Origin of the sequence: Sapientia aquatica (assembly GCF_004358105.1) — a bacterium.
In the GTDB taxonomy this organism is placed as follows: Bacteria; Pseudomonadota; Gammaproteobacteria; order Burkholderiales; family Burkholderiaceae_D; genus Solimicrobium; species Solimicrobium aquaticum.
Genome location: NZ_SMYL01000002.1, coordinates 452,680 through 475,668, shown reverse-complemented (window position 1 = coordinate 475,668; position 22,989 = coordinate 452,680). Strand labels below are relative to the sequence as shown.

Here is a 22,989-nt window from a genome sequence, read left to right as displayed (position 1 = left end):
AGACTAATGCAAAATGAATAATAAATTTCAATATTGCCTATTCTTGCGTCATGTTGCTTTAAGGCCGCTGACTTTAACTACGCCTAAAAATAGTCAACTAATTAAGCTTTCTAGACCTTCCGTCAATTCCGATAACGGCGGCATTTCCGTCAAGATTGTGTCAGCCGAGATGCCAAGTTTGGCTGCCAGATCGATTGGGAAAGTCGCGCGTAATTCGTCCACTGACAGTTCATGCTCAAACGCCCGCGCGCGCCATGCACCGATGTGGATGATGGCGGCCATTTGGTCAAATTTGTCATGCTCTAAAGGGTGGGGAAACGCGCGTATCGTCGTCGCAAAATCGACCGGAAATTTCCAACGAGTCGCCAATTCCGCGCCCACGTTAGCGAAGTTATAACCAAACGAATTGCTCTCCACATCAAAACGGCGCGCATCCAAGGGGCCGGCAATTTTATCGACTTCTAACATTTCTTCTGGCATCGCGGCATGCATCACCAATTGACCGATGCCATGCATCATTCCGACGGTAAAGGCAAAATCCGAATTGGTTTTTTTATGTTTGGCCAACCATTTCGACACCACCGCAGTGTGCATGCTGTACCGCCAAAACTTCTTCAAATCAAAACCTGGCACATTTTTAAAGCCATTGGTCAAACCGGTGCTCACGACCAAAGTGCGAACCGTCATAAAACCGAGCATCAACACGGCATCGTCCACCGTGCCAATACTGCGCGAGACGTGGTAATAAGATGAATTAGCTAAGCGCAGAATTTTGGCGCTCAACACTTGGTCGGCAGCCAACTTCTTAGAAATCTCTTCGACCGAAACGTGATCATTATTAAAACTTTCAATCACTTCCTGAACCACTTTAGGGATTGTAGGTAATGCGTGTTGTTGTAAAAATAATGCGTCGAAGTTCATCACTTTCCCCTTTATTAGAATTCGTTGTTAAGCGTTCTCGCTCGGGCGGGCAGGAACCGCGCCGCAATTGATCACTCTGTCTATCCAAAATATGTCAAAAAATACCAATTTTCAATTTTATTCTTTACGTTTAAAAATTTAGTGGCGCACTGAATCGCCCACTTAGTTGCCCGCTTGTTGGTGGGCTTAGTTGTACGCTCAGTTGCGCGCGAAGTGGCTTAAAAATCCAGTCAGGACAAAGTTTAAGCCGCACTGCAAAGCAATTCCTCACGATTCAGTTTTAGGATAAGCGCTTCAATAAAGCAATAAAAACTGCTATTGCGCTGCAATGAATTTTCACGCATCGAACTGTCGGCACAATAAAATTCTATTCGGCGCGAAGCATAAAAAAAGGCGCACTGAAGTTCAGCACGCCTTTTTTCATCGCCAAAACACAATTCGATGTAATTTAATTATTCCTTGCTATCGATTCCCAGTTCCGCCAACTTTCGGGTAATGGTATTTCGCCCGATACCTAAACGAATCGCGGCATCGTTTTTTCGTCCGTGAGTGAACTTTAACGCCGTTTTTATCAATATCGTTTCAAATTGTTTGCTCAAGTCGTCCATAATTTCTGGCCGATTCGCTTCCAGCAGACTCGATGCTTCTTGCTCCAATAATTCCACCCAACTGGCAGCGCCAGCTCCTATCGCAGACGTCACATTTGGCTCATGCGATTCGACCATCGAAGACAGCGGAGTTAGGCCATTTTTTAGATCGACCGGCGCTGCAACGCTGTCATTATTGGCCACAGTTTGGGCACTTAAGATCATGGCGCTGGCATCGGCAGACTCTAATAATTCGGGCGGTAAATCTTTGATTTCGACCGTTTGCCCGGGTGCCATGACGACAATCCAGTTACACAGATTTTCTAGCTGACGAACATTGCCGGGCAAATTTAGTTGGCTTAAGAACTGCATGGCCGATTCGCTCATGCGCTTGCTCTCAACACCCAATTGCTGGGCGCTTTGCATCAAAAAGTGGCGCGTCAAAATCGGGATGTCGTCGCGCCGTTCGCGCAGACTCGGAATACGCAAGCGAATGACGTTTAAACGGTGATACAAGTCTTCGCGAAACAAACCTTGCTGCACGCGGCTTTCTAAATTTTGATGAGTGGCTGCAATCACGCGCACGTTAGATTTAATCGGCTGGTGCCCACCGACGCGGTAAAAATGACCGTCGGACAGAACGCGCAACAAGCGTGTTTGCAAATCAAACGGCATGTCGCCGATTTCATCTAAAAATAAGGTGCCGCCTTCGGCTTGCTCAAAGCGTCCACGGCGCGCGGTTTGTGCACCGGTAAAGGCACCACGTTCGTGCCCGAATAATTCAGACTCCAATAAATCTTTGGGAATTGCCGCTGTGTTGAGAGAAATCATCGGCTGGGCCGAACGCGGGCTGTGTTTGTGCAATGCTCTTGCGACTAGTTCTTTACCTGTTCCTGATTCACCAGTAATGAGCACGGTGACATTAGATTGTGCCAAACGGCCAATGGCGCGGAAAACATCTTGCATGGCGGCGGCTTGACCGAGAATTTCGGGCGTCTCCGACGAGACTTGCTCCACATTGATCTCGCGCAAGCTCTCTTCTAGTGCACGGCGGATTAATTCCACTGCCTTATCGAGATCAAAAGGCTTAGCCAAGTAATCAAATGCACCACCTTGGAACGCGGCAACCGCGGAATCCAAATCCGAGAACGCCGTCATGACAATCACGGGCAGGCCCGGATGCAATTCTTTTACTTTTTGCAGCAAGGTTAAACCGGAAATGCCGTGCATGCGAATATCAGATACCAGCACTTGTGGAGTTTCGGACTCCAAAGCGGCAAGCGCATCACGCGCATTGCTAAAACTACGTGTCACCAAATTTTGTCGGGCTAACGCTTTTTCCAGTACCCAGCGGATTGATTCATCATCATCAACTAACCAGATAGGCTTCATATTTATTTTCTCGTCCTTGTTCCATGTTAAGGAAGCGGAATTAACACTCTAAAATCCGTATAACCCGGCCGACTTTCGCATTCAATTACGCCTAGATGTTGCTGCACAAAGGTTTGCGCTAAGGTTAAACCTAAACCACTACCGCCATCACGCCCAGACACTAAAGGAAAAAAAATACGATCAACAATATCGGACGGGATACCCGGTCCATTGTCAATGATATGCAAGTCTAATGCCAGCCTGTAGCGCACCTTGGCAACGGTGACTTGGCGCAGAATTCTGGTCTTAAATATTAACTCGGCATCACCCTGCTCTATCCGCTCGGACAAAGCTTGTGCGGCGTTATGCGCAATATTTAACACGCTTTGAATCAACTGTTCCAAGTCACCACGGAAGTCTGGAATAGACAAATCGTAGTCGCGCTGTATCGTTAATCCACGCGGAAATTCAGCCATGATTAGGCTACGCACACGCTCACAGACTTCGTGGATGTTGACGTCACTGACAATATGCGGATAACGGTGTGGCGCTAATAACCGATCCACCAGAGTTTGCAGGCGATCCGCCTCTTTGATAATGACTTGCGTATATTCACGCAACTCTTTGGCGTCACGCTCGGGCAATTCCAGCTCCAACAATTGGGCTGCGCCGCGGATGCCACCCAACGGATTTTTGATTTCATGGGCTAGGTTGCGGATTAATTCTTTATTGGCCTGACTGTGATCGAGCATGCGATCTTCCCGATCTTGCTTGATTTGTTTGACGTTTTCCCGCATTTCGATCAAAACCGGAGTAATCGGATTGTCCAGCACCGTAAAGGTGGTGTGCACTTGCAGGGGCTCAAAGCCGACGCGCTCTAGAACAAAATCTTGGCGCTTATCCGAAAACTGATATTGCAAGGCTTGCTCAAATAAATTCTGTAGCTCCTCACCGTTGATAAATAAATCGGTCAGCTTTTGGTTGATGAGAGACTTTAGCGAAGTCTTAAATAAATCCTCTGCCGCTGCGTTGGCATAGCGGATGCAACCTTGCCCATCAAATACCAGCACGCTGGAGGCCAGCAAGTCTAATCCATCAAAAGAACCAATCGCAGTATTGTCCATACTTCACCATAAAAAAAGGCTGCCAAGGCAGCCGCACTTCATTAACTAAGTTAGTTGTATGCCGACATTGAAGATCGCGATTCAGTGTACACGCATGATGTTGGTTAGCCGGTATTTATTCTAATTACCTAACTCGCGTTGTAACGCATCAATGTTTTGCTGTGAGCGGTTTAAGCTTTCTTTCAATTCTTGGGTGCGTTCTTGGTACTTGGCGTAATTACGTTCGCCACCTTGGCGATCTGGTTCGCCATTTTTGTATTCAGCGCTTAATTCGTCGTATTTCTTTTGCTCGGCTTTTAATTCATCGGTCAAAATTTGCTTACGATCGGCTTCGCGTTTCTTTTGGGTGTAATCGTCTACTTTCGGAAAATCGCCAGGAGCTTTGGTGACTTTCTTGGCTGCCGGTGCTGGGAAAGTGGTCAAACCGGGCAAATCTACTTTCTTACAACCTTTGGCATCACCAACATTTCCGTAGGTTTTGACGCCGTTCGCATCGGTACAGACATAGATGTCCGAATCGGCATGTGCCAAGCCAACGCTGATTAACATCAATGCCGGGATCAAGAGTTGTTTCATAGATTGGTTCTGATTTCAAATCATCAAATCGGATTGTTAGTTTAAAACAAGAACGACAACATTACCAAGAGAAAACATAAAAAAAGCGAGACTAAGCTCGCTTTTTTTAACATTTTTTGTAAGTCAAATGTAACCAAATTAAATCAACTTTACCGATTCCAGCCAGCTTTACTTCGACCAACTGGAATCGCGTCAGCTTAACTCAAGCTACATTAACAACATTACAAAGAGTAGTACATGTCAAACTCAACTGGGTGAGTTGTCATGTTCAAACGCTCAACTTCTTTCTTCTTCAATTCAATGTACGCATCGATCATGGTGTCGCTAAATACACCACCGCGTGTCAAGAATTCACGGTCTTTATCCAAATAATCCAATGCTTGTTCCAACGATTCGCATACTGTTGGGATCAATGCATCTTCTTCTGGTGGCAAATGGTACAGATCTTTCGATGCTGCTTCACCCGGATGAATCTTGTTTTGCACGCCATCCAAACCAGCCATCAACAAGGCAGCGAAGCACAAGTATGGGTTAGCCAGTGGATCTGGGAAGCGCGCTTCAACACGGCGACCTTTTGGATTCGCAACGTAAGGAATACGGATCGAAGCAGAACGGTTACGTGCTGAGTAAGCCAATTTAACTGGGGCTTCAAAACCTGGAACCAAACGTTTGTACGAGTTAGTACCTGGGTTAGTAATCGCATTCAAGGCACGTGCGTGCTTGATGATACCGCCGATGTAGTACAACGCGAATTCAGACAAACCTGCATAGCCGTCGCCAGCGAACAAGTTTTTGCCATCTTTCCAAACGGATTGATGCACGTGCATACCGGAACCGTTGTCGCCAACGATAGGTTTTGGCATAAATGTCGCTGTTTTGCCATAGGTGTGCGCAACGTTCCAAACCACGTATTTCAAGTTTTGAGTCCAGTCAGCACGTTCCACCAAAGTAGAGAATTTAGTACCGATTTCGTTTTGGCCAGCACCAGCAACTTCATGGTGATGCACTTCAACTGGGATGCCCAAGCTTTCCAAAATCAAGGACATTTCGGAACGCATATCTTGGAAGCTGTCGACTGGTGGTACTGGGAAGTAGCCGCCTTTAACTGTTGGACGGTGGCCTGAATTGCCGCCTTCGGTTTTTGCATCGGTTGACCATGACGCTTCATCAGAATCAATCTTCACGAAGCAGCCAGACATGTCGATTTTCCAACGTACGCCGTCAAAAATGAAGAATTCTGGTTCTGGACCAAAGTAAGCGGTGTCACCCAAACCGGATGATTTCAAATACGCTTCAGCGCGCTTAGCGATCGAACGTGGATCGCGGTCGTAACCTTTTCCATCGGATGGCTCGATAACGTCACATTGCATAAACAATGTGGTTTCTTCCATAAATGGATCGATATTGGCTGTATCTGGATCTGGGATCAACAACATGTCTGATGCTTCGATACCCTTCCAACCTGCAATAGAAGAACCGTCAAAGGCGTGGCCGGATTCAAATTTATCAATACTGAATTGCGACACAGGCACAGTTACGTGCTGTTCTTTGCCGCGTGTGTCAGTAAAACGGAAATCAACGAATTTCACTTCGTTGTCTGTTGCCATTTTCAATACTTCTGCCGCTGTCCTTGCCATGCCAAACTCCTTTAAAAAAAACAACTAGAATTGTTGAGAACCAAGGCTGTACTTACTACCAAGAAAGCCAGACTCGTTCCGTCGCGCACCAAAAATAAGCATATTTCATGCCACATTACCAACCGCTACTTTTTTAAGCAAAACTGTCACATTTCACACCAAGCCGAAGTGAACATATTCAGTAAGCCAGCCAACTAAGCACCAAAATAGTGCAAATAAACTGACGGAATTGCCAAATTGGTGCAAAACTGTTTTCGAACACCAAACGCGCATCAAAATGGAGCGCATCCATTTTGCGGTAACCGATCAGGTCTATTTTTGCATTCGGGAAAACTTCGCTGATTTTATACGAGTGCGACCAACAGAGTTAGTGGTTTATTGACTTGCACAGGAAAAATACTATTTAATCCTTTCAGCAATTAAAAACCGGCCAAGCCAAACCATTTCCAACGGCGGCCAACCTTACCGAGACTTCCCATGACCAAAGCTATTTTTGAACAAATTCAGCAGCGCTCCGCTGGCCTACCGTATGCAGGTGCCGTAACCCCACAAGAGGCGTTTGAATTATTGCAAGCAAATCCCGCCATCTTGTTAATCGATGTACGCACCGATGCAGAACGCGATTGGGTCGGCAAGGTCGAGATCAATCCGGCGCAATCCTTTGCCGTGCAATGGAATTTATATCCCACCAAATCCAATCCCGATTTTTTAGCGCAATTAGCGCAAGTGGCGAGCAAAGATTCGGTTCTGCTATTTTTATGCCGTTCCGGCGTGCGTTCACGCTCAGCAGCGACACTCGCCACCGAACATGGCTACAGCCAGTGCTACGATATTTTGGAGGGATTTGAGGGCGATAAAGACCAAAATGGTCATCGCAAAACGGTGGGTGGTTGGTGCCACGCTGGCCTACCTTGGCGCGGCGCGTAAATCGTCAACATCAGCAGGTCGCGCTGGCAATCACGTGACCTGCTTCAAACATCCATTAAGCCGCAACATACTCGGCATTAAATTTCTGCAATCCTTGCTCCAGCACGGCAAAGGCTTGCTCAACTTGAGCAGGATCGCCTTTGACGCCGAGTTCGATGTGACGTCGAATTTGATGATTGCCTACGCTGGGCAAACTGAATACTTTAATTAATGGGAAATCCGCTTCCAATTGTTCCATCATCGGTGTGAGCAATGATTCGGCAATTTCAAACACTAAAACCGATTTTTCTGCGCGCTCATGCTGGTGGAATAAATGCGAGTAATGCGTATCCAGTACCCAAGTAATCATCGGTTCGGCCATCACCGGAAAACCTGGCACGAAGTAGTGATTAAAAACCGAAAAACCCGGAATCAAATTAAACGAGTTCGGAATAATTTGCGCACCTTTGGGGAACTCGCCCATTTTTAAGCGATGCAAATTATCGGCCGTATTTAAATCCACTTCTTGCCCCGCAGCCTCGGCCGTTTGGGTGATGCGACGCTGGATTAATACTTTCGCTTCTGGGTGCAATTCCAAATCCACATTCATCGCTGCCGCAGCGCATTGGCGCGTATGGTCGTCGGGCGTTGCGCCGATTCCACCACAGCAAAACACAATGTCTTTGCTCGCCATCGTGCGGCTCAAGGTCGCGGTAATGCGTGCTGGATCATCGCCAATAATTTCCGCCCAATCGAGCTGTAAGCCGCGCGCAGTCAACAATTCAACGACTTTTGAAAAATGTTTATCGCTACGCTTGCCCGATAAAATTTCATCACCAATAATAATTAAACCTATCGCCATGATGTTCCACTTTCTCTACAAAATTAGATTGGATCAGCAACCAGCGGCGCATTCACAAGCACCGACTGTTGGCGCAATTGTTGTAATGCATCGAGGCAAAAAAACTGAAACCACAATCCTGAAAACATAAAAACTAATACGTACAACCAAATCGCTATTGCCGCCAATACCGGTAAAAACACGATCGATAAAACACCGCCCATCCACATCATGCCGGGCAATGCACCGAGTAAGCCAGTCACAACGCCGACGCTCCACAATTGCCAGCGATGTTGACGCAAAATCTGGTGGCGCTCGTCCGCACTCGCATGATGTGCTAGCGCGTCATAAGCCATAATTCGATAGGTAATCCAACCGAGCAACAGCGGCTGAATGACAAGACCTAAATGCATAAATAAGGTCAGCGGCAAACTGATTAACCACAGCAAAATAAAAATCACCAAACACAATAGCGCGAACCAAATACTGCTCAACCAACCACCGCCTTTTAATTTTTCTAAATCCGGGTAGTAACGTTTGCTCACCTTGCGATTTATCAGCGGCATCGCAATAAAAGCGACAAACAGCAAGGCTGTAAGCAGCATAAACGGCAGCAACAACCACATCGCAATCAATGGCACAATCACCGCTTTTAAGGCGATCAATCCTAAAAAGTTGAGCACATCACCAGCGAGTTGAAAGCCGTTATTTTCCAAAAAAAGCTGCTGCAAAAAATCAATCAATGGCTGCAAACTGTAATACAACACCACCGCCCACAAGCCGAGCGCGAACAAGCTCGGCAGCAGTGACAACAACAGCATACCGATATTAAATTGCATCAAAAATGCACGCCCGTACGACTTTAAAACAATCTTCATTTACTCTCCGGAAAATACGCCTGCTGCGGCATTAAACGGACTCGCTCGGCAGGCAAACTCTGTTTTGCTAATTTAATGACAATAATTGCGCAAAAATCTGTGCCCGCATGATAACCCAAAGCACCTGCACCGATCGCCTAGCCAGTAGCGATTAACACTAAATTGAGCCCGCAAGCCAGATCAAAATTTAAAATTCAATCGCAATTTAGTCTACAATCTCGCCACTATTTTTTATTTTGAGAGATTGAAATGACAACAACCATGACAGCAAGCGGTTTGCAATACGAAGACACCATCATCGGCGAAGGCGCAACGGCCGAAGCGGGTCAACACGTGAGCGTGCACTACACCGGCTGGTTGCAAAACCCAGACGGCAGCAAAGGCAGCAAATTCGATTCGAGCAAAGATCGTAATGAAGCGTTTTCGTTTCCATTAGCTGCTGGTCACGTGATAAAGGGCTGGGACGAAGGCGTTCAAGGCATGAAAGTTGGCGGCGCACGCACGCTCATCATTCCATCGTCCCTAGGCTACGGTCCACGCGGCGCGGGTGGTGTGATTCCTCCTAACGCGACATTGATTTTTGAAGTGGAATTGTTAGGCGTGTAATTCGGCTAAACAGTTAAACGCTACGACGTTAAAAAAGCCTGTTGCAATCGATGTTGCAGCAGGCTTTTTGTATTGTGCCGCTTAGTCAGCTCACTTCTTCAACGATTGCAATAACTCGCTAATTTTTGGCTCAGGCTTCCAGTAATTCGGGCCCTTCATAACCTTGCCGCGCTCGTCGTAAATGGGTTTTCCATCAGCGCCCAGTTTTGAAAAATTCGATTGCATAATCACTTCTAAAACACCGTCCAACGGCAAGCCAAATTTAGCCATTTCAGAAGCGCAATAGACTTGCAAATCACCCAGTAAATCAGCCAGCATAGTCAAGGTTGCCAACTCATCGGAGCCACCTTCAGCAGCGCTAATAATCTCGTCGATTTCAGATACTTCTTCCAACAAAATATCTTTGAATGCCTTGAGTCGCTCGGCCATCGGCACACCGACATTGGTGGTCGGGACTTTATTTACTGGCAGCTTGTAGATCGAATTAAATTTTTCAATATCGTTAGCAAAAGTGCTCATGCGGTTCCAATCTAATGAAGTGTTGGGTAGAAGTTGGTTTGAAAAAATGCTGCGAGAAAGAGGACCACACCATAGCTGGTTCGGAAGCAATTTTCCAGCAGCCATTGAGTTTGGCTAAAAATAGCGCGAATCGAACAATAACTCTAAGCAATATTGGCTCTATCAGGTTCGTTCCGTGGTAATTTAACGCCCACTCAACTGTTACATTATTTATTTACCCCATCTTATCAACGAGGAAAAATCATGAGTTTAGCTGACCAGTTCGCCCAAGCACAATTAGATTCCAAAAACTTATCGGAACGTCCAGATAATATGACCTTGCTGAAGATTTACGCCTTGTTTAAACAAGCCAGCAGCGGCGATGCGACTGGCGAGCGTCCGGGCTTTACCGACATGATCGGTCGCGCCAAATGGGATGCGTGGCACGCACTAGCAGGCACGACCCAAGAACAAGCGCAGCAACAATATATTGATTTGATCGAAGAATTGAAATAAATCCCGACTCTTCAAGGCGATAAAAAAGGAGCAAAACAAGCTATCTGTTTTGCTCCTTTTTTGCATTCAACCACTCAACAACTTAACGCGTCGATTTTGTCGTGCGTTTCTTTTCTGGCGCCGCTTCCGGCATTGAAGGCAACTTCACGCCCATCGAATCAGCAAACTTTTTACTCGCCTCTACCCACTGTTCATAACCGAATTGCGGGTTACTAAATTGCGAGAAAATTTGTTCCAACGGTTTATTAGAAAACGCTGGCGCACTTGGTTGGATACCGGCGACAAATTGATTGGCCTTCGATACCGCCTCGGATAATTTCTCTTGAGTCGAGTGGGTGAATTCGGAGGTCAGCTCAGAAGTAATCGCGTTAATTTCATTGGCATAAGCCAATGCCTGATTTAATTTTTCTTGCAATTTAGCTTGATCCACCGAGAACATCGCTTCGGGTGATTTAGAGGCTAATAAATGTTGCGCCGACTGAGTAGATTCTTCGATCGATTGCTTCACCACACGCACATTCAATTCCATTAGCTTCATCGAGCTTTCCAGCAGCTTTGAACCGATTGCCGTCCATTGCGCTTGCTGTTCTTGTAATGCTTGGGCCATTTTTTCTTGAGCAGATTCCGACATATCGTTCTCCTTTGGGGTGGACATACATTTTTGCTACCGAACTAGCCGCCTACATGAACCAACTATAGCGCGACCAAGTATTCATCCATTGATACAGCTCAACTATAGGCTTGGCGCCAACTTCGCGCATCATTTATTCATCGCCACAGGCGTCAGCACGATGCCGCGCTCAAAATACGAGCGCAAATTATCAAAAGCACATTGCTGCATCGCTTGGCGCGTAGCTTCCGAAGCACTCGCAATGTGCGGAGTCAGCACAACATTGGGCAAGGTTAAAAACTCAGGATTTAAGCGCGGCTCGTTTTCAAACACGTCCAATCCTGCTGCGGCAATTTGCTTGGTTTTCAGCGCCGTTATTAATGCCGCATCATCCACCACCCCGCCGCGCGCCACGTTAATTAACGTTGCCGTTTTACGCATCTGAGCAAACTCAGGCGCTCCCATACAATGCCGCGTTTGCGCCGAATAAGGCAGCATCAAAATCAAGTGATCGGATTGCGCGAGTAATTCTTGTTTCGAAACCAACTTAGCATTGTTGGCGTGTGCTTCTTGGTCTGGGCCTAGGCGCGAACGATTGTGATAAATCACCTTCATATCGAAGCCCATCGAACGACGCGCAATCGCTTGACCTATGCGCCCCATTCCCAAAATCCCGAGCGTTTTGCCGTGCACGTCGGCACCTAAAAATCCGCGCAATTCCCAGCGATTCCAATGTCCTGCGCGCAGCCAATGTTCAGACTCAGTGACGCGCCGCGCGGTCGCTAACAACAAAGCCCACGCAAAATCCGCCGTGGTTTGATTCAATACATCCGGCGCATTGGTGACGACGATCCCGCGTTGGGCGCAAGCGTTAATATCGATGTTGTCGTAGCCCACACTCATGGCGCAAATCAACTTTAGCTGAGGACAATTTTCAATCACTTTGGCGGTAAAGCGCGTATTACCTGAGGTGAAAGCCGCATCTTTGCCCTGTAAATGGGCGATCAATTCGTCTTCCGAAAAAATCTGGTCTTGCTGGTTATCTTCTATTTCAAAATGGGTAGTTAGCTGTTCAAAAATAGCGGGAAAAGTAGGACAGGTCACCAAAATGGCAGGTTTAGCGGACGATGACATAATAACTTTCGGTAAAAAATTGGCGGGGCAACCGCCCGCCGACACGATAAATATTTAACAATGAAAAGCACGGCAAGCGAGCTTGACCAAGGAAATTAGCCTAACAGCAATCGAATAATTTTGCCCAAGCGGCCAATTTCGCGGGTCAAAATACGAATTTGCTTATACCTATTTTATATAAGGTTGATTTGTAGGAAGCTCGAAATTACCTTAAAATACAGTGCTTTGTGATTTGCGTCGCGGTTTAATAGTTAGTCCTGCCCATTTCCGATCGCGCAAACACGCCCACATTTCGATTTTTTCAGATAGGCAAGTTATGACCCACGTTGTCACCGAATCCTGCATCCGCTGCCGCTACACAGATTGCGTTGATGTCTGTCCGGTAGATTGTTTCCGCGTTGGACCAAATTTTTTGGCGATCGACCCAGATGAATGCATCGACTGCGCAGTCTGCGTCGCCGAGTGCCCAGTCAATGCGATTTACGCGGAAGAAGATGTTCCGGCCGATCAACAAAGCTATACCAAGCTCAACGCCGATTTATCACGTAGCTGGCCTTCCATTACTAAAACTATCGCCCCGTTACCGGATGCCGATGAATGGAAAGATGTGAAAGACAAGCTGCAATATTTGCAGCGCTAATGAGCCAGAATCGTCACGCATTACGCCTCAAAAGATGCTTCGCGTGCTCTGACCGAAGCATCTCTTTTTATAGGAAATAATCCCTAGTATGGAAACCAATCTCGCCGCTGATTCATCGGCCCCTATCATCGCTGACGCCGTTATCGTTGGCGCCGGTCCTGTTGGACTGTTTCAGGTATTTGAATTAGGTCTGTTAGAAATTAAAGCACACGTAATCGATTCGCTCGCCGTCGTTGGCGGTCAATGCGTGGAACTGTATCCAGACAAACCGATTTACGATATCCCTGCTGTGCCAGTCTGCACCGGCCAGGAATTGACCGACAACTTACTCAAACAAATCGAACCATTCTCTCCAACTTTCCATTTGGGTCAAGAAGTGACTTTGGTTGCACGTCGCGAAGACGGTCGCTTTGATTTGGAAACGTCCACGGGAACACGTTTTATTACCAAAACGATTTTCATCGCTGCGGGCGTTGGTTCGTTCCAACCGCGCACCTTAAAAGTCGAAGGCATCGAAGCCTTTGAAGGCAAACAATTGTTCTACCGAGTCAAAGATCCTTCCCGCTTCTACGGCAAAAACATCGTAATTTGCGGTGGCGGTGACTCGGCCTTGGATTGGGCCTTGAATTTGGTTGGCAAAGCAGAATCCGTAGTGCTGCTGCATCGCCGCGATGATTTCCGCGCCGCTCCTGCGTCTGTGGCAAAAATGCGTGAATTGTGCGAACAATACGAAATGCAATTGTTGATCGGCCAGGTGACCGGCATTGAAACCAAGGATGATTTGTTATCCGAAATCAAAGTCACTGGCCCCGATGGCGTAACCCGCCGCTTGCCGCTGGATGATATTTTGGTGTTCTACGGTTTGTCACCTAAGTTAGGTCCCATCGCAGATTGGGGCTTGGATATTGAGCGTAAGCAATTGAAAGTCGTTGATACCGAGAAGTTTGAAACCAACGTTCCGGGCATTTTTGCCGTGGGCGATATCAATACTTATCCAGGCAAAAAGAAACTGATTTTGTCTGGCTTCCACGAAGCAGCGTTGGCAGCATTTGGTGCGGCACCGTATATTTTCCCTGAAAAGAAAATTCATATGCAATACACCACAACGTCGCCGAAGTTACACAAAATTCTTGGCGTGGAAACACCTGTATTTGATTAAATCTAGTTAATTTGTAGTAAAACAATAAAAATAGCGCTCAATCATACCGATTCAGCGCTATTTTTGTTTTCAATCAATCTCACCATGCAATTTCACATTAGCCATCTTAGCAAGGTCATCCAATTGCGCTAAATTTATACCTTAATTTTGCATTTAGTTATTTACAGCAACTTTTTTGGATTTAAACTACACTAAAATTAGGTCAGTAAGGTTTTCGTAATTTATTTGCTTTATGAAGTTGTTCTAACGTTCTTGTCATCGAAACTGCTACTTGCGATTGATAAAGATTGTTAATTTATTGTTTTTTTACTCTCATTGAGCGCTTTTACCTTGGCTTTGGGTTCGAAAAAGCATAAAGTAAATGACGCAGTGCAGCAAAAATGAAATTAGCTGATAATGTCGTGTAATAAGCTTAAACGTAATTCCAGCAGTAACTCATTTGAAAGAAAATTATGCTTTACCACCTACATGAGATGAATCGTGCTTTGATGACCCCGTTGACCAACTGGGCCGAAGCCTCCTCCAAAATTTTCAGTAACCCGATTTCACCGTTAGCGCACACACCATTTTCGCAACGTATTGCCGCTGGTTACGAATTAATGTTTCGACTGGGAAAGAATTACGAAAAGCCTGAATTTGGCATCACGTCCGTCCCAGTCAACGATGTAGAAGTTGGCATCGTCGAAGAAACTGAAGTGTTAAAAAGCTTTTGCCGCCTAATTCACTTCAAAAAAGATCTGAGCGCTAGAGAGATCAAGCAACTCGATCAACCGAAAGTGTTGTTGGTGGCGCCCCTTTCCGGCCATCACTCAACTTTATTGCGCGACACAGTGCGCGCCCTGCTCTCGCAACATGACGTCTATATCACCGACTGGATTGATGCGCGCATGGTGCCCGAATCCGAAGGCGCATTTCATCTGCACGATTACATCTATTACGTGCAAGATTTCATCCGCCATTTAGCCCCCAATCTGCATGTTATTTCGGTCTGCCAGCCGACTGTGCCGGTGTTGGCGGCGATCGCCCTGATGGCGACCGACAAAGATCCGAAGCTGCCGAAAACCATGACCATGATGGGCGGGCCAATTGATCCGCGCAAGTCGCCAACCCAAGTCAATAATCTCGCGGTCGAAAAGCCATTTTCTTGGTTTGAAAATAACGTGATCTACAGCGTGCCGCCTAACTTCCCAGGCGTTGGGCGCAAGGTGTATCCGGGCTTTTTACAACATACCGGTTTTGTGGCCATGAATCCGCGCCGTCACGCACAAAGTCATTGGGATTTCTACCAGCATTTAATCAAAGGCGATGACGATCCAGCCGAAGCGCATCGTCAGTTTTACGATGAATACAATGCGGTTTTAGATATGCCCGCTGATTACTACCTCGAAACCATCAAAACAGTGTTCCAAGAATTTAGACTGCCGATGGGAACTTGGGAAGTTGAAGGCAAATTAGTGCGTCCGCAAGACATTAAAACGGTGGCGTTATTTACCGTGGAAGGCGAGCTCGATGATATTTCTGGCCCCGGTCAAACTCAGGCTGCGCACGATATTTGTTCTGGCATTCCAGCGAGCAAAAAACAAGATTTCGTTGCCCCTAAATGCGGCCACTACGGGATTTTCTCGGGTCGTCGCTGGCGTGAAATTATTTGCCCTAAGATTGCCGAATTTATCCAGAAAAACGGTTAATCCTAGTTAGCCACCTTCCAACGCCGATGTAATTTTTCCTAAGAGAATTACATCGGCGTTGTCTATTCAAGCGATAATACGGTTTTGCTTTTTTCCAACTCGCCGTGTCAAACTGCTCCGCTCCATCCATTCCAAGCTTGGCCGACCGAATCGACCAAATACTGCCGCAAACCCAATGCACCAAATGCGGCTACCCCGCATGTCGCCAGTACGCCCAAGCGATCGCTGAAGGCGCTGCGCTGTACAATCAATGCCCACCCGGCGGCGCGCAGGGCATTGAGCGACTAGCGCAACTTCTGCAACACCCAATTCTTGCGTTAAATCCCCAAAATGGCAGCGAACATCCGCGTGCAGTCGCGCTAATTGATGAGTCCGTTTGTATCGGCTGCACGCTGTGCATACAAGCTTGCCCCGTCGACGCGATAGTCGGCGCGCCTAAACAGATGCATAGCGTCATTACCGAGCTGTGTACCGGCTGCGATTTATGCATTCCACCCTGTCCAATTGACTGTATCACGATGGAAAATGTCAGCGGCACAGCAACTGGTTGGGACGCATGGAGTCAGCAACAAGCCGATGCAGCGCGCGTTCAACACGATTTTAGAATCCAACGCTTGGAGCGCGAAAAGCGTGAGAATGAAGAACGCCTGCTAGCCAAAGCGCAAGAAAAGCTGACCGTGATTCAGCAAGAAATTGCCGCCTCCGCGGACGAATACACCGAACAAGCCCGCAAAAAAGCGATTATCAGCGCCGCCATCGCGCGTGCAATGGCCAACAAACCGAAACCAACGCCATGAAACTAGCCGACCGTGTCACGTTCTTCGAGCGCTTACAAAAAGCCAATCCGCATCCTGCAACCGAATTGGAATACACCACACCGTTTGAATTGTTGATCGCGGTATTATTGTCGGCGCAGGCCACGGATGTGTCGGTCAATTTAGCCACCCGCCGCCTATATTTGGTGGCCAATACACCGGCGCAAATTCTAGCCTTGGGCGAAGAGAAACTGATCCCCTATATCTCCAGCATCGGCTTATATAAAACCAAGGCCAAGCACGTGATTGCGACCTGCAAAATACTGTTGGAGCAGCATCACGGCCAAGTGCCGCGCGCGCGGGAAGCACTAGAAGCCTTGCCGGGAGTGGGACGAAAAACCGCTAACGTGGTCTTGAACAGCGCTTTCGGGGAACCAACAATTGCCGTCGATACCCATATTTTTCGCGTATCCAATCGTACTGGTTTGGCAGTGGGAAATACAGTTGAAAAGGTCGAACAACTGCTCATCAAAAACGTCCCCGATCAATTTAAACTCAACGCCCATCACTGGCTAATTTTGCACGGCCGCTATATTTGCAAAGCACGCCAACCACAGTGCTGGAATTGTATCGAAGCCGATTTGTGCGCCTTCAAAGAAAAAACCCCTTTGCCAGACAAAGGGGTTTAGTCACTGCACTAACTAGCTTGCTGGTGAATTAATCAAACAATCTTGCAAGCCTCGTCAAACGTTAAACGTGGTGAACGTGGGTATAAGTGAGCCACATCGCCATAACCCAAGTTACAGATAAAGTTTACTTTCACGTTAGTGCCCGCAAAAAAAGTCGCGTTGACTTTATCGGCATCAAAACCCGACATCGGGCCGCAATCCAAGCCTAAGGCACGCGCCGCTAGAATGAAATAACCGCCTTGCAAAGAGCCGTTGCGGAACGCGGTTGCATCAATGTTGGCTTGATTGCCGACAAACCACGATTTTGCATCGGCGTGCGGAAATAACTTTGGCAACTGCTCGTAAAATTCGAAATCCATCGCAATAATCGCGGTAACTGGTGCCGTTTTGGTTTTTTCCTGATTACCGGGCGCCATGCAGGCGACTAGCTTTTCTTTTTCAGCGGCGCTTTTGACAAACACAATCCGAGCAGGTGATGTGTTGGCCGAGGTAGGAGCCCATTTGGTCAAATCATAAATTTGATGCAGTAACTCATCGCTCACTGGCTTGTCTTGCCAAGCGTTATGGGTGCGAGCGTTATTGAATAAAGTATCGAGGGCGGATTGGTCTAACATATGTGCTCCTATTAATTAATGAAATGACAGCCTGAGAAATTGGGATGATAGCAGAGCAAATTCATTCTCGCTGCATACCAACAGTCCATCAATAGCAGCAAATCCAAGTAAAATAGCGGCTCACAAAAACACTAACCCGCCACCCATGTTTAATCCTACGCAGCACGATGTACGGCGCTTTTTTTGCGAGACCTACCGCAAAACATTAGCGCGTGAAATTTTAACGCCACTCGAATCCATCGCCGCCGATTGGATCATGCAGCATCCCGAATACGAGGCTGATCTGCGCGATGTCAATGCCGCTTTAGACGCACACTATTCGGTCGAGCAAGGCAAAACCAATCCGTTCCTACATTTGTCCATGCACTTATCGATCGCCGAGCAAATCTCGATTAATCAGCCAATCGGGATTGCGCCCGCCTACACCGCTTTGGCACAACGGCTGCAATCCGAGCATGAAGCGCATCATGTGATGATGGATTGTTTAGGAGCGATGATTTGGGATTCGCAACGCAATGGGATTCCGTTTGATACCGAAGGTTATGTTGAAGCGATTCGGCAGAAGGTTCGCTAGGCGCAGTTTTCCCGGCCACGAGAACTGAATTAACTTGTCAGTTAAAAACAAAAAAGCCATGTTTAACATGGCTTTTTCATTAACTACGCTGCAAATGGCTTATTTTTTCAGCACTAAGCTACTTGGCAGGCTGTGCGCATAAGCGGCGATGTTTTCGATATCTTTCGCCGACAAAGCCTTGGCTTGACCATTCATGATCGCATTAACGCGACCGTTAGCGACGTCAGCACCGCGTTGATATGAAACTAACGCATGTTTTAAATACGTTTCTGGTTGACCCGCTAAACGTGGATAGGTTGGATCGATTGGGGAATTTAAATCCGCACCGTGGCAAGCAACGCAGCCGTATTTTTCTACCGCCGCTTTTCCTGCATTAATATCGCCACCCGCCCAAGAATTAGCAGCCACTGATAACGACAACGCTGCTCCAGCTAATAAGAATAATTTTTTCATTGGAATCTTTCGAATGCGTTATTTTTGTTGGGAATAGTAAGCGGCCAAATCAGCAATGTCTTGATCCGTCAAACTTGCAGCGATACCGTGCATAGTTGGATGCTTACGATCACCTTTTTTGTACGCATTTAAGGCGTTTTCCAAATATTTAGCGTTTTGTCCGCCCAACATTGGTACGGCATAAACTTCAGGGAAAGTGGCTTTGTAACCTGGAATGCCATGGCAACCGATGCACATTGCAATTTTATTTTCCGCCGCTTTAGGGTTACCAACGACGTCCGCCGCCGCAGCGACATCAACCATGCTTACAAGTGCTGTCAACGCAGCGAGTGCAATAATTTTTTTCATGATAAGAGATAAGTTGGCGATAATTGTGCAAAAGTTGAATGCAATCAGGAAGATAGCGACTTTTAGTGACACTTTCAGCCTAAGCTTGCGCCCAAGAAACGATTAATTTTACCCGAAGACAATGTTTCAGTCTATTACTGATGATATGAATCAATATAGACAATTAAATCTGTGGCATATAGGTAATTTCTCACACCACATTACAAATAATTTAACCCTTTATAACGCAACTGCTCAAACGACACAACCTCAGTGTAGTCAATCTCGATAACATTACCATCTAACAAACTCAGAATTGGGACAAAAATAGTACGTCAATTTCGCAAGCAAGCTTGCAGTCATTCGACTTCACGCTAGTTAAAACAAGCGTTTATACTTGACCCCATTTTCTTTCTCGCTGACCTCCTATCCGACTATGCAAACATCTCCTACCCGTTTCGAAGGTTCCGACAGCTACGTTGCAACCGCTGACCTAAAACTTGCAGTCAATGCAGCATTAACGTTACAGCGTCCTTTGTTGATTAAAGGCGAACCCGGCACTGGTAAAACCATGTTGGCCGAAGAGGTTGCTGCCGCGCTCGGCATGCCGTTGATGCAATGGCATATCAAGTCCACCACCAAGGCTCAGCAAGGCTTATACGAATACGATGCGGTCTCACGTTTGCGCGATTCACAGCTCGGCGATGAGCGCGTCAAAGACATTCACAACTACATCGTCAAAGGCGTGTTGTGGCAAGCATTTACCGCCGACAAGCCAGTGGTATTGCTGATCGACGAAATTGATAAAGCCGATATCGAATTCCCCAATGACTTGCTGCGCGAATTAGATCGCATGGAATTTTACGTCTATGAAACGCGCGAAATGGTGCGCGCCGTTCATCGACCTTTGGTGATCATTACCTCGAATAACGAAAAAGAATTACCCGATGCGTTCCTGCGTCGCTGCTTTTTTCACTACATCAAATTCCCCGATGCGCAAACGATGCAAGAGATCGTGCGCGTGCATTTCCCTCATCTGAAAAATGATTTACTGACTCAAGCATTAACGAGTTTTTATGAAGTGCGCGAAGTCGCTGGCATTAAGAAAAAGCCATCCACGTCCGAACTACTCGATTGGTTAAAACTCCTACTAGCGGAAGACATTCCTGCCGAAGCCTTGCGTAGCAAGGATCAAAAAGCAATTGTCCCTCCATTGCATGGCGCGTTGCTCAAGAACGAACAAGACGTGCATTTGTTTGAGCGCATCGTCATGATGTCGCGCCATAACCGCTAACCTCGTTTTTCAACCATTTGATATCTATGCAACCTATTACCTTATCCGGTCGCTTTGCGACCTTAGAACCGTTAGAACAGCATCATTTACCCGGCTTAATTGAAGCGGCCTCGGACGGCAAATTATGGACTTTATTTTTTACTACCGTCCCCAATCCCGACAATATTCAAACTTGGTTTGATATCGCTATCGGATTACAAAAAGAAGGCAAAGCATTGCCCTTTGTGATTCGAGAAAACTTCTCTGGCAACATCGTCGGATCGACCCGTTACTGCAATGTCGATGCCGCCAACAAGCGACTAGAAATTGGCTACACTTGGTACGCAAAACGAGTGCAACGCACTGCAATTAACACCGAGTGCAAATTAATGCTTTTGCGGCATGCGTTTGAGGATCTGCATTGCAACGCTGTCGAATTCCGCACCGATTGGTTCAATCAACCTTCGCAACGCGCCATTGAGCGTTTGGGCGCAAAGCGCGATGGCGTATTACGCAACCACACCATTTTGCCAAATGGCCGCGTGCGCGATACGGTCGTCTATAGCATTCTCGATAGCGAATGGAATGGCGTGCGACAGAACTTAACCTTCAAGCTCGAAAGACCGACTGAATAATGTTAATTGGATTTTTCTTCACCTTAAAAGATGCCAAAATTCCTGTCTCGATTAAGGAATTTTTGGTGCTACTTGAAGCACTACAAAAAAATATTGCCTCCACTACGCTGGATGATTTTTATTTTTTGTCGCGTCTCATTATGGTGAAGGACGAAGCCCATTTCGATAAATTCGACAAAGCCTTTGGAATGTATTTCAAAGGCGTTGACGCTATTTTTGAGAAGCATCCAGATATTCCGCTGGATTGGTTAAAAAAGCGGCTAGAACGCGAGCTAACCGACGAGCAAAAAGCGGCAATCGAAAAGTTTGGCTACGACAAATTAATGGATCGTTTAGCCGAACTGCTCAAAGAACAAAAAGAGCGCCACGAAGGCGGCAGCAAATGGATAGGCACTGGCGGAACCTCCCCCTTTGGGAATGGCGGCAGCAATCCTGAAGGTATCCGCATTGGCGGCAAAGGCGGCAATCGCACCGCTGTCAAAGTTTGGGAGGCCCGCGCTTACCGCGATTACGACTCTGAGCGTGAACTCGGCACGCGCAATATCAAAGTTGCACTGCGCCGCTTACGCAAATTTGCCCGTCAAGGAGCCGAAGAAGAATTGGCGTTAGATGCCACGATCAAGGCCACGGCCACCAATGCCGGTTATCTCGACATCAAGATGCAACCTGAGCGCAAGAACAATATCAAGGTGTTGATGTTGCTCGACGTTGGCGGCACGATGGATGACCACATCGCGCAAACCGAAGAATTATTTTCTGCCGCAAAAACTGAATTTAAAAATATGGAGTTCTTTTATTTTCATAATTGCGTGTACGACTATTTGTGGAAAAACAATCAACGTCGCCATTCCGAGAAAATGCCAACCTGGGATGTATTACGCAAATATCCACCCGATACCAAATTAATTTTCGTTGGCGACGCGACCATGAGTCCATATGAAGTATTACAACCGGGCGGCTCAGTTGAGTACAACAACGAGGAAGCCGGGGCTACATGGCTGCAGCGTTTCACGACCGCGTTCCCAAAATCCATCTGGCTCAATCCCGAACCAGAAGGTTTATGGGAATACCGTCAGTCGATTGCCGTGATTCGGCAATTAATAAATAACCGCATGTTCCCTGTCACGATTGAGGGATTAGAACGCGGCATGCGCTTGCTCAGCAAATAACGAGCCAACCACGTCCGCTTCCCTGACAAAAGCGCAGCAGACAAATGACAGCGACGAGTAACATGGTTTTTAATTAATGCTTAATGCCATCTGAAAAATTCAATTTCATATGCCTTTTTTGCTAATCAAAACAATTAATTTCATTTCGCACTAAATTCAATTCAACGCTTGAAAAGTTCGTCAACTATCCTAGACTCAAGCTCGCTATTATCTTGTCTTAGAATCTTGGCAGTGCATCCGTCCGGTACTCAGCACCACTAAGCGCAAATCCACATCTAACGAGTAACGTCTTAACAGCAATGAAGCCAACTCCTGCGAAAAAGCCTGTGCCTGCAAAGGCCGCGCCCGTCAAGGCCGCTCCAGCTAAAGCCAGAGCCGTGGTTAGTCAACGCGATAAATTTGTTCCCTTCTTGGTTGCGTTTGCTTTCGTCACATTAATTGGCGTAGCGATTTCCATTTATTTTTACTGGCATAACGCCAATAAAAAACCAGTGTCTGATAGTTATCTAACTTTGCCCGAAATGGTGATCGACTCCGACACCCAAGTTGTCCGGCTCAAGGTCGCCATCGAAGTCGACGGCAAAGACGGTGATTGGGTACAAACCAATAAATCAAAAATCAATCAAGTTTTTAAAGAAGCGGTTCAAGAAGTCGATACCGATGATTTTCGCAATCATGACGGTTGCCAAGCGATTCAAACCCAGCTCAAAGACCAACTCAATAAGCAACTGAAGATCGATAAAATTCAAGGTATTTTGTACCAAGACTTATTGATGCAGTACAAATAAAGCCGTTATCAAATAACCTG

Annotated in this window: 26 protein-coding genes; 13 read left to right on the top strand and 13 right to left on the bottom strand. The window is 46.8% G+C overall.

Going from position 1 to position 22,989, the window contains the following annotated elements; genetic code table 11:
* Positions 1–93 precede the first annotated feature (93 nt).
* From E2I14_RS06170 to glnA, 5 genes are all read right to left on the bottom strand, one after another.
* Entirely contained in the window at positions 94–921 is an 828-nt protein-coding gene (locus tag E2I14_RS06170; RefSeq protein ID WP_133326508.1) for an HDOD domain-containing protein, read from the bottom strand.
* 452 nt (positions 922–1,373) lie between these two features.
* The gene (ntrC, locus tag E2I14_RS06165; protein ID WP_133326506.1) at positions 1,374–2,900 is read right to left on the bottom strand and encodes a nitrogen regulation protein NR(I); all 1,527 of its coding nucleotides are present in this window, start codon (positions 2,898–2,900) and stop codon (positions 1,374–1,376) included.
* 26 nt (positions 2,901–2,926) lie between these two features.
* Positions 2,927–4,003 (bottom strand): nitrogen regulation protein NR(II), encoded by a 1,077-nt coding sequence (glnL, locus tag E2I14_RS06160; RefSeq protein ID WP_133326504.1) that lies wholly within the window; start codon positions 4,001–4,003, stop codon positions 2,927–2,929.
* Between the two features lie 120 nt (positions 4,004–4,123).
* Positions 4,124–4,579: a DUF4124 domain-containing protein gene (locus E2I14_RS06155; RefSeq protein ID WP_133326502.1), complete on the bottom strand. Its 456-nt coding sequence runs from the start codon at positions 4,577–4,579 to the stop codon at positions 4,124–4,126.
* A 221-nt stretch (positions 4,580–4,800) separates the two neighbouring features.
* On the bottom strand, positions 4,801–6,216 hold the full coding sequence (gene glnA / locus E2I14_RS06150; protein ID WP_133326500.1) for a type I glutamate--ammonia ligase: 1,416 nt from the start codon (positions 6,214–6,216) through the stop codon (positions 4,801–4,803).
* A 477-nt stretch (positions 6,217–6,693) separates the two neighbouring features.
* On the opposite strand from glnA, the gene E2I14_RS06145 reads away from it, so the two are divergent.
* Positions 6,694–7,143, top strand: coding sequence for a rhodanese-like domain-containing protein (locus E2I14_RS06145; RefSeq protein WP_133326498.1), 450 nt, complete (start codon positions 6,694–6,696; stop codon positions 7,141–7,143).
* Between the two features lie 55 nt (positions 7,144–7,198).
* Here the strand turns inward: E2I14_RS06145 and E2I14_RS06140 are convergent, their stop codons facing one another.
* Positions 7,199–7,984 (bottom strand): competence/damage-inducible protein A, encoded by a 786-nt coding sequence (locus tag E2I14_RS06140; protein WP_133326496.1) that lies wholly within the window; start codon positions 7,982–7,984, stop codon positions 7,199–7,201.
* 23 nt (positions 7,985–8,007) lie between these two features.
* Positions 8,008–8,841 (bottom strand): EI24 domain-containing protein, encoded by an 834-nt coding sequence (locus E2I14_RS06135; protein ID WP_133326494.1) that lies wholly within the window; start codon positions 8,839–8,841, stop codon positions 8,008–8,010.
* A gap of 249 nt (positions 8,842–9,090) precedes the next feature.
* Here E2I14_RS06135 and E2I14_RS06130 point away from each other — a divergent pair, with 249 nt between their 5' ends.
* Positions 9,091–9,447 carry an FKBP-type peptidyl-prolyl cis-trans isomerase gene (locus E2I14_RS06130; RefSeq protein ID WP_133326492.1) on the top strand — a complete coding sequence of 119 codons (357 nt, stop codon included), beginning with the start codon at positions 9,091–9,093 and terminating at the stop codon, positions 9,445–9,447.
* Between the two features lie 90 nt (positions 9,448–9,537).
* On the opposite strand, the gene E2I14_RS06125 is transcribed toward E2I14_RS06130, so the two are convergent.
* A complete protein-coding gene (locus tag E2I14_RS06125; RefSeq protein WP_133326490.1) occupies positions 9,538–9,966 on the bottom strand; it encodes a nucleoside triphosphate pyrophosphohydrolase family protein in 429 nt (142 codons plus the stop codon).
* Between the two features lie 243 nt (positions 9,967–10,209).
* On the opposite strand from E2I14_RS06125, the gene E2I14_RS06120 reads away from it, so the two are divergent.
* Positions 10,210–10,461 (top strand): acyl-CoA-binding protein, encoded by a 252-nt coding sequence (locus E2I14_RS06120; protein ID WP_133326489.1) that lies wholly within the window; start codon positions 10,210–10,212, stop codon positions 10,459–10,461.
* An 82-nt stretch (positions 10,462–10,543) separates the two neighbouring features.
* On the opposite strand, the gene E2I14_RS06115 is transcribed toward E2I14_RS06120, so the two are convergent.
* Positions 10,544–11,116: a phasin family protein gene (locus E2I14_RS06115; protein ID WP_133326487.1), complete on the bottom strand. Its 573-nt coding sequence runs from the start codon at positions 11,114–11,116 to the stop codon at positions 10,544–10,546.
* A gap of 105 nt (positions 11,117–11,221) precedes the next feature.
* Positions 11,222–12,205: a 2-hydroxyacid dehydrogenase gene (locus E2I14_RS06110; RefSeq protein WP_133326485.1), complete on the bottom strand. Its 984-nt coding sequence runs from the start codon at positions 12,203–12,205 to the stop codon at positions 11,222–11,224.
* A 316-nt stretch (positions 12,206–12,521) separates the two neighbouring features.
* On the opposite strand from E2I14_RS06110, the gene fdxA reads away from it, so the two are divergent.
* The 5 genes from fdxA to nth all read left to right on the top strand — a co-directional run bounded on the left by fdxA (position 12,522) and on the right by nth (position 17,136).
* The gene (fdxA, locus tag E2I14_RS06105) at positions 12,522–12,845 is read left to right on the top strand and encodes a ferredoxin FdxA (RefSeq protein ID WP_133326483.1); all 324 of its coding nucleotides are present in this window, start codon (positions 12,522–12,524) and stop codon (positions 12,843–12,845) included.
* Between the two features lie 88 nt (positions 12,846–12,933).
* On the top strand, positions 12,934–14,004 hold the full coding sequence (locus tag E2I14_RS06100; protein ID WP_133326481.1) for an NAD(P)/FAD-dependent oxidoreductase: 1,071 nt from the start codon (positions 12,934–12,936) through the stop codon (positions 14,002–14,004).
* A gap of 452 nt (positions 14,005–14,456) precedes the next feature.
* A complete protein-coding gene (locus tag E2I14_RS06095; protein WP_133326479.1) occupies positions 14,457–15,692 on the top strand; it encodes a polyhydroxyalkanoate depolymerase in 1,236 nt (411 codons plus the stop codon).
* Positions 15,693–15,796: 104 nt separating this feature from the next.
* Positions 15,797–16,489, top strand: coding sequence for an electron transport complex subunit RsxB (gene rsxB / locus E2I14_RS06090; RefSeq protein WP_133326477.1), 693 nt, complete (start codon positions 15,797–15,799; stop codon positions 16,487–16,489).
* Positions 16,486–17,136, top strand: a complete 651-nt coding sequence (gene nth, locus E2I14_RS06085) for an endonuclease III (protein ID WP_133326475.1) — start codon at positions 16,486–16,488, stop codon at positions 17,134–17,136. The genes rsxB and nth overlap by 4 nt, the downstream gene beginning before the upstream one ends.
* Before the next feature lie 32 nt (positions 17,137–17,168).
* Here nth and E2I14_RS06080 read toward each other — a convergent pair whose 3' ends face one another.
* Positions 17,169–17,750 carry a malonic semialdehyde reductase gene (locus tag E2I14_RS06080; protein ID WP_133326473.1) on the bottom strand — a complete coding sequence of 194 codons (582 nt, stop codon included), beginning with the start codon at positions 17,748–17,750 and terminating at the stop codon, positions 17,169–17,171.
* Between the two features lie 145 nt (positions 17,751–17,895).
* Between E2I14_RS06080 and E2I14_RS06075 the strand changes: the two genes are divergently transcribed.
* Positions 17,896–18,324 (top strand): DUF1841 family protein, encoded by a 429-nt coding sequence (locus tag E2I14_RS06075; RefSeq protein WP_133326471.1) that lies wholly within the window; start codon positions 17,896–17,898, stop codon positions 18,322–18,324.
* 99 nt (positions 18,325–18,423) lie between these two features.
* Here the strand turns inward: E2I14_RS06075 and E2I14_RS06070 are convergent, their stop codons facing one another.
* Positions 18,424–18,777 (bottom strand): c-type cytochrome, encoded by a 354-nt coding sequence (locus E2I14_RS06070; protein ID WP_133326469.1) that lies wholly within the window; start codon positions 18,775–18,777, stop codon positions 18,424–18,426.
* A gap of 18 nt (positions 18,778–18,795) precedes the next feature.
* Positions 18,796–19,125: a c-type cytochrome gene (locus tag E2I14_RS06065; protein ID WP_133326467.1), complete on the bottom strand. Its 330-nt coding sequence runs from the start codon at positions 19,123–19,125 to the stop codon at positions 18,796–18,798.
* Between the two features lie 415 nt (positions 19,126–19,540).
* On the opposite strand from E2I14_RS06065, the gene E2I14_RS06060 reads away from it, so the two are divergent.
* From E2I14_RS06060 to E2I14_RS06045, 4 genes are all read left to right on the top strand, one after another.
* Positions 19,541–20,398: an AAA family ATPase gene (locus tag E2I14_RS06060; protein WP_133326465.1), complete on the top strand. Its 858-nt coding sequence runs from the start codon at positions 19,541–19,543 to the stop codon at positions 20,396–20,398.
* Between the two features lie 26 nt (positions 20,399–20,424).
* Positions 20,425–21,012 carry a GNAT family N-acetyltransferase gene (locus E2I14_RS06055; RefSeq protein ID WP_133326463.1) on the top strand — a complete coding sequence of 196 codons (588 nt, stop codon included), beginning with the start codon at positions 20,425–20,427 and terminating at the stop codon, positions 21,010–21,012.
* Positions 21,012–22,181, top strand: coding sequence for a vWA domain-containing protein (locus E2I14_RS06050; protein ID WP_133326461.1), 1,170 nt, complete (start codon positions 21,012–21,014; stop codon positions 22,179–22,181). Before E2I14_RS06055 ends, E2I14_RS06050 begins: the two co-directional genes overlap by 1 nt.
* A 299-nt stretch (positions 22,182–22,480) precedes the next feature.
* Positions 22,481–22,969, top strand: a complete 489-nt coding sequence (locus E2I14_RS06045; RefSeq protein WP_133326459.1) for a flagellar basal body-associated FliL family protein — start codon at positions 22,481–22,483, stop codon at positions 22,967–22,969.
* The last annotated feature ends 20 nt before the right edge of the window (positions 22,970–22,989 follow it).

Excerpts from the sequence above, each read along its gene's own strand:
- E2I14_RS06045 (WP_133326459.1), top strand. The coding sequence starts at position 22,481 with ATGAAGCCAACTCCTGCGAAAAAGCCTGTGCCTGCAAAGGCCGCGCCC.
- E2I14_RS06135 (WP_133326494.1), bottom strand. The coding sequence starts at position 8,841 with ATGAAGATTGTTTTAAAGTCGTACGGGCGTGCATTTTTGATGCAATTT.
- E2I14_RS06120 (WP_133326489.1), top strand. The coding sequence starts at position 10,210 with ATGAGTTTAGCTGACCAGTTCGCCCAAGCACAATTAGATTCCAAAAAC.
- E2I14_RS06145 (WP_133326498.1), top strand. The coding sequence starts at position 6,694 with ATGACCAAAGCTATTTTTGAACAAATTCAGCAGCGCTCCGCTGGCCTA.
- E2I14_RS06065 (WP_133326467.1), bottom strand. The coding sequence starts at position 19,125 with ATGAAAAAAATTATTGCACTCGCTGCGTTGACAGCACTTGTAAGCATG.
- E2I14_RS06075 (WP_133326471.1), top strand. The coding sequence starts at position 17,896 with ATGTTTAATCCTACGCAGCACGATGTACGGCGCTTTTTTTGCGAGACC.
- E2I14_RS06050 (WP_133326461.1), top strand. The coding sequence starts at position 21,012 with ATGTTAATTGGATTTTTCTTCACCTTAAAAGATGCCAAAATTCCTGTC.
- glnA (WP_133326500.1), bottom strand. The coding sequence starts at position 6,216 with ATGGCAAGGACAGCGGCAGAAGTATTGAAAATGGCAACAGACAACGAA.
- E2I14_RS06170 (WP_133326508.1), bottom strand. The coding sequence starts at position 921 with ATGAACTTCGACGCATTATTTTTACAACAACACGCATTACCTACAATC.
- E2I14_RS06155 (WP_133326502.1), bottom strand. The coding sequence starts at position 4,579 with ATGAAACAACTCTTGATCCCGGCATTGATGTTAATCAGCGTTGGCTTG.
- E2I14_RS06060 (WP_133326465.1), top strand. The coding sequence starts at position 19,541 with ATGCAAACATCTCCTACCCGTTTCGAAGGTTCCGACAGCTACGTTGCA.
- E2I14_RS06100 (WP_133326481.1), top strand. The coding sequence starts at position 12,934 with ATGGAAACCAATCTCGCCGCTGATTCATCGGCCCCTATCATCGCTGAC.
- E2I14_RS06125 (WP_133326490.1), bottom strand. The coding sequence starts at position 9,966 with ATGAGCACTTTTGCTAACGATATTGAAAAATTTAATTCGATCTACAAG.
- E2I14_RS06110 (WP_133326485.1), bottom strand. The coding sequence starts at position 12,205 with ATGTCATCGTCCGCTAAACCTGCCATTTTGGTGACCTGTCCTACTTTT.
- E2I14_RS06130 (WP_133326492.1), top strand. The coding sequence starts at position 9,091 with ATGACAACAACCATGACAGCAAGCGGTTTGCAATACGAAGACACCATC.
- ntrC (WP_133326506.1), bottom strand. The coding sequence starts at position 2,900 with ATGAAGCCTATCTGGTTAGTTGATGATGATGAATCAATCCGCTGGGTA.
- E2I14_RS06080 (WP_133326473.1), bottom strand. The coding sequence starts at position 17,750 with ATGTTAGACCAATCCGCCCTCGATACTTTATTCAATAACGCTCGCACC.
- glnL (WP_133326504.1), bottom strand. The coding sequence starts at position 4,003 with ATGGACAATACTGCGATTGGTTCTTTTGATGGATTAGACTTGCTGGCC.
- E2I14_RS06115 (WP_133326487.1), bottom strand. The coding sequence starts at position 11,116 with ATGTCCACCCCAAAGGAGAACGATATGTCGGAATCTGCTCAAGAAAAA.
- E2I14_RS06070 (WP_133326469.1), bottom strand. The coding sequence starts at position 18,777 with ATGAAAAAATTATTCTTATTAGCTGGAGCAGCGTTGTCGTTATCAGTG.
- fdxA (WP_133326483.1), top strand. The coding sequence starts at position 12,522 with ATGACCCACGTTGTCACCGAATCCTGCATCCGCTGCCGCTACACAGAT.
- E2I14_RS06140 (WP_133326496.1), bottom strand. The coding sequence starts at position 7,984 with ATGGCGATAGGTTTAATTATTATTGGTGATGAAATTTTATCGGGCAAG.
- nth (WP_133326475.1), top strand. The coding sequence starts at position 16,486 with ATGAAACTAGCCGACCGTGTCACGTTCTTCGAGCGCTTACAAAAAGCC.
- E2I14_RS06095 (WP_133326479.1), top strand. The coding sequence starts at position 14,457 with ATGCTTTACCACCTACATGAGATGAATCGTGCTTTGATGACCCCGTTG.
- E2I14_RS06055 (WP_133326463.1), top strand. The coding sequence starts at position 20,425 with ATGCAACCTATTACCTTATCCGGTCGCTTTGCGACCTTAGAACCGTTA.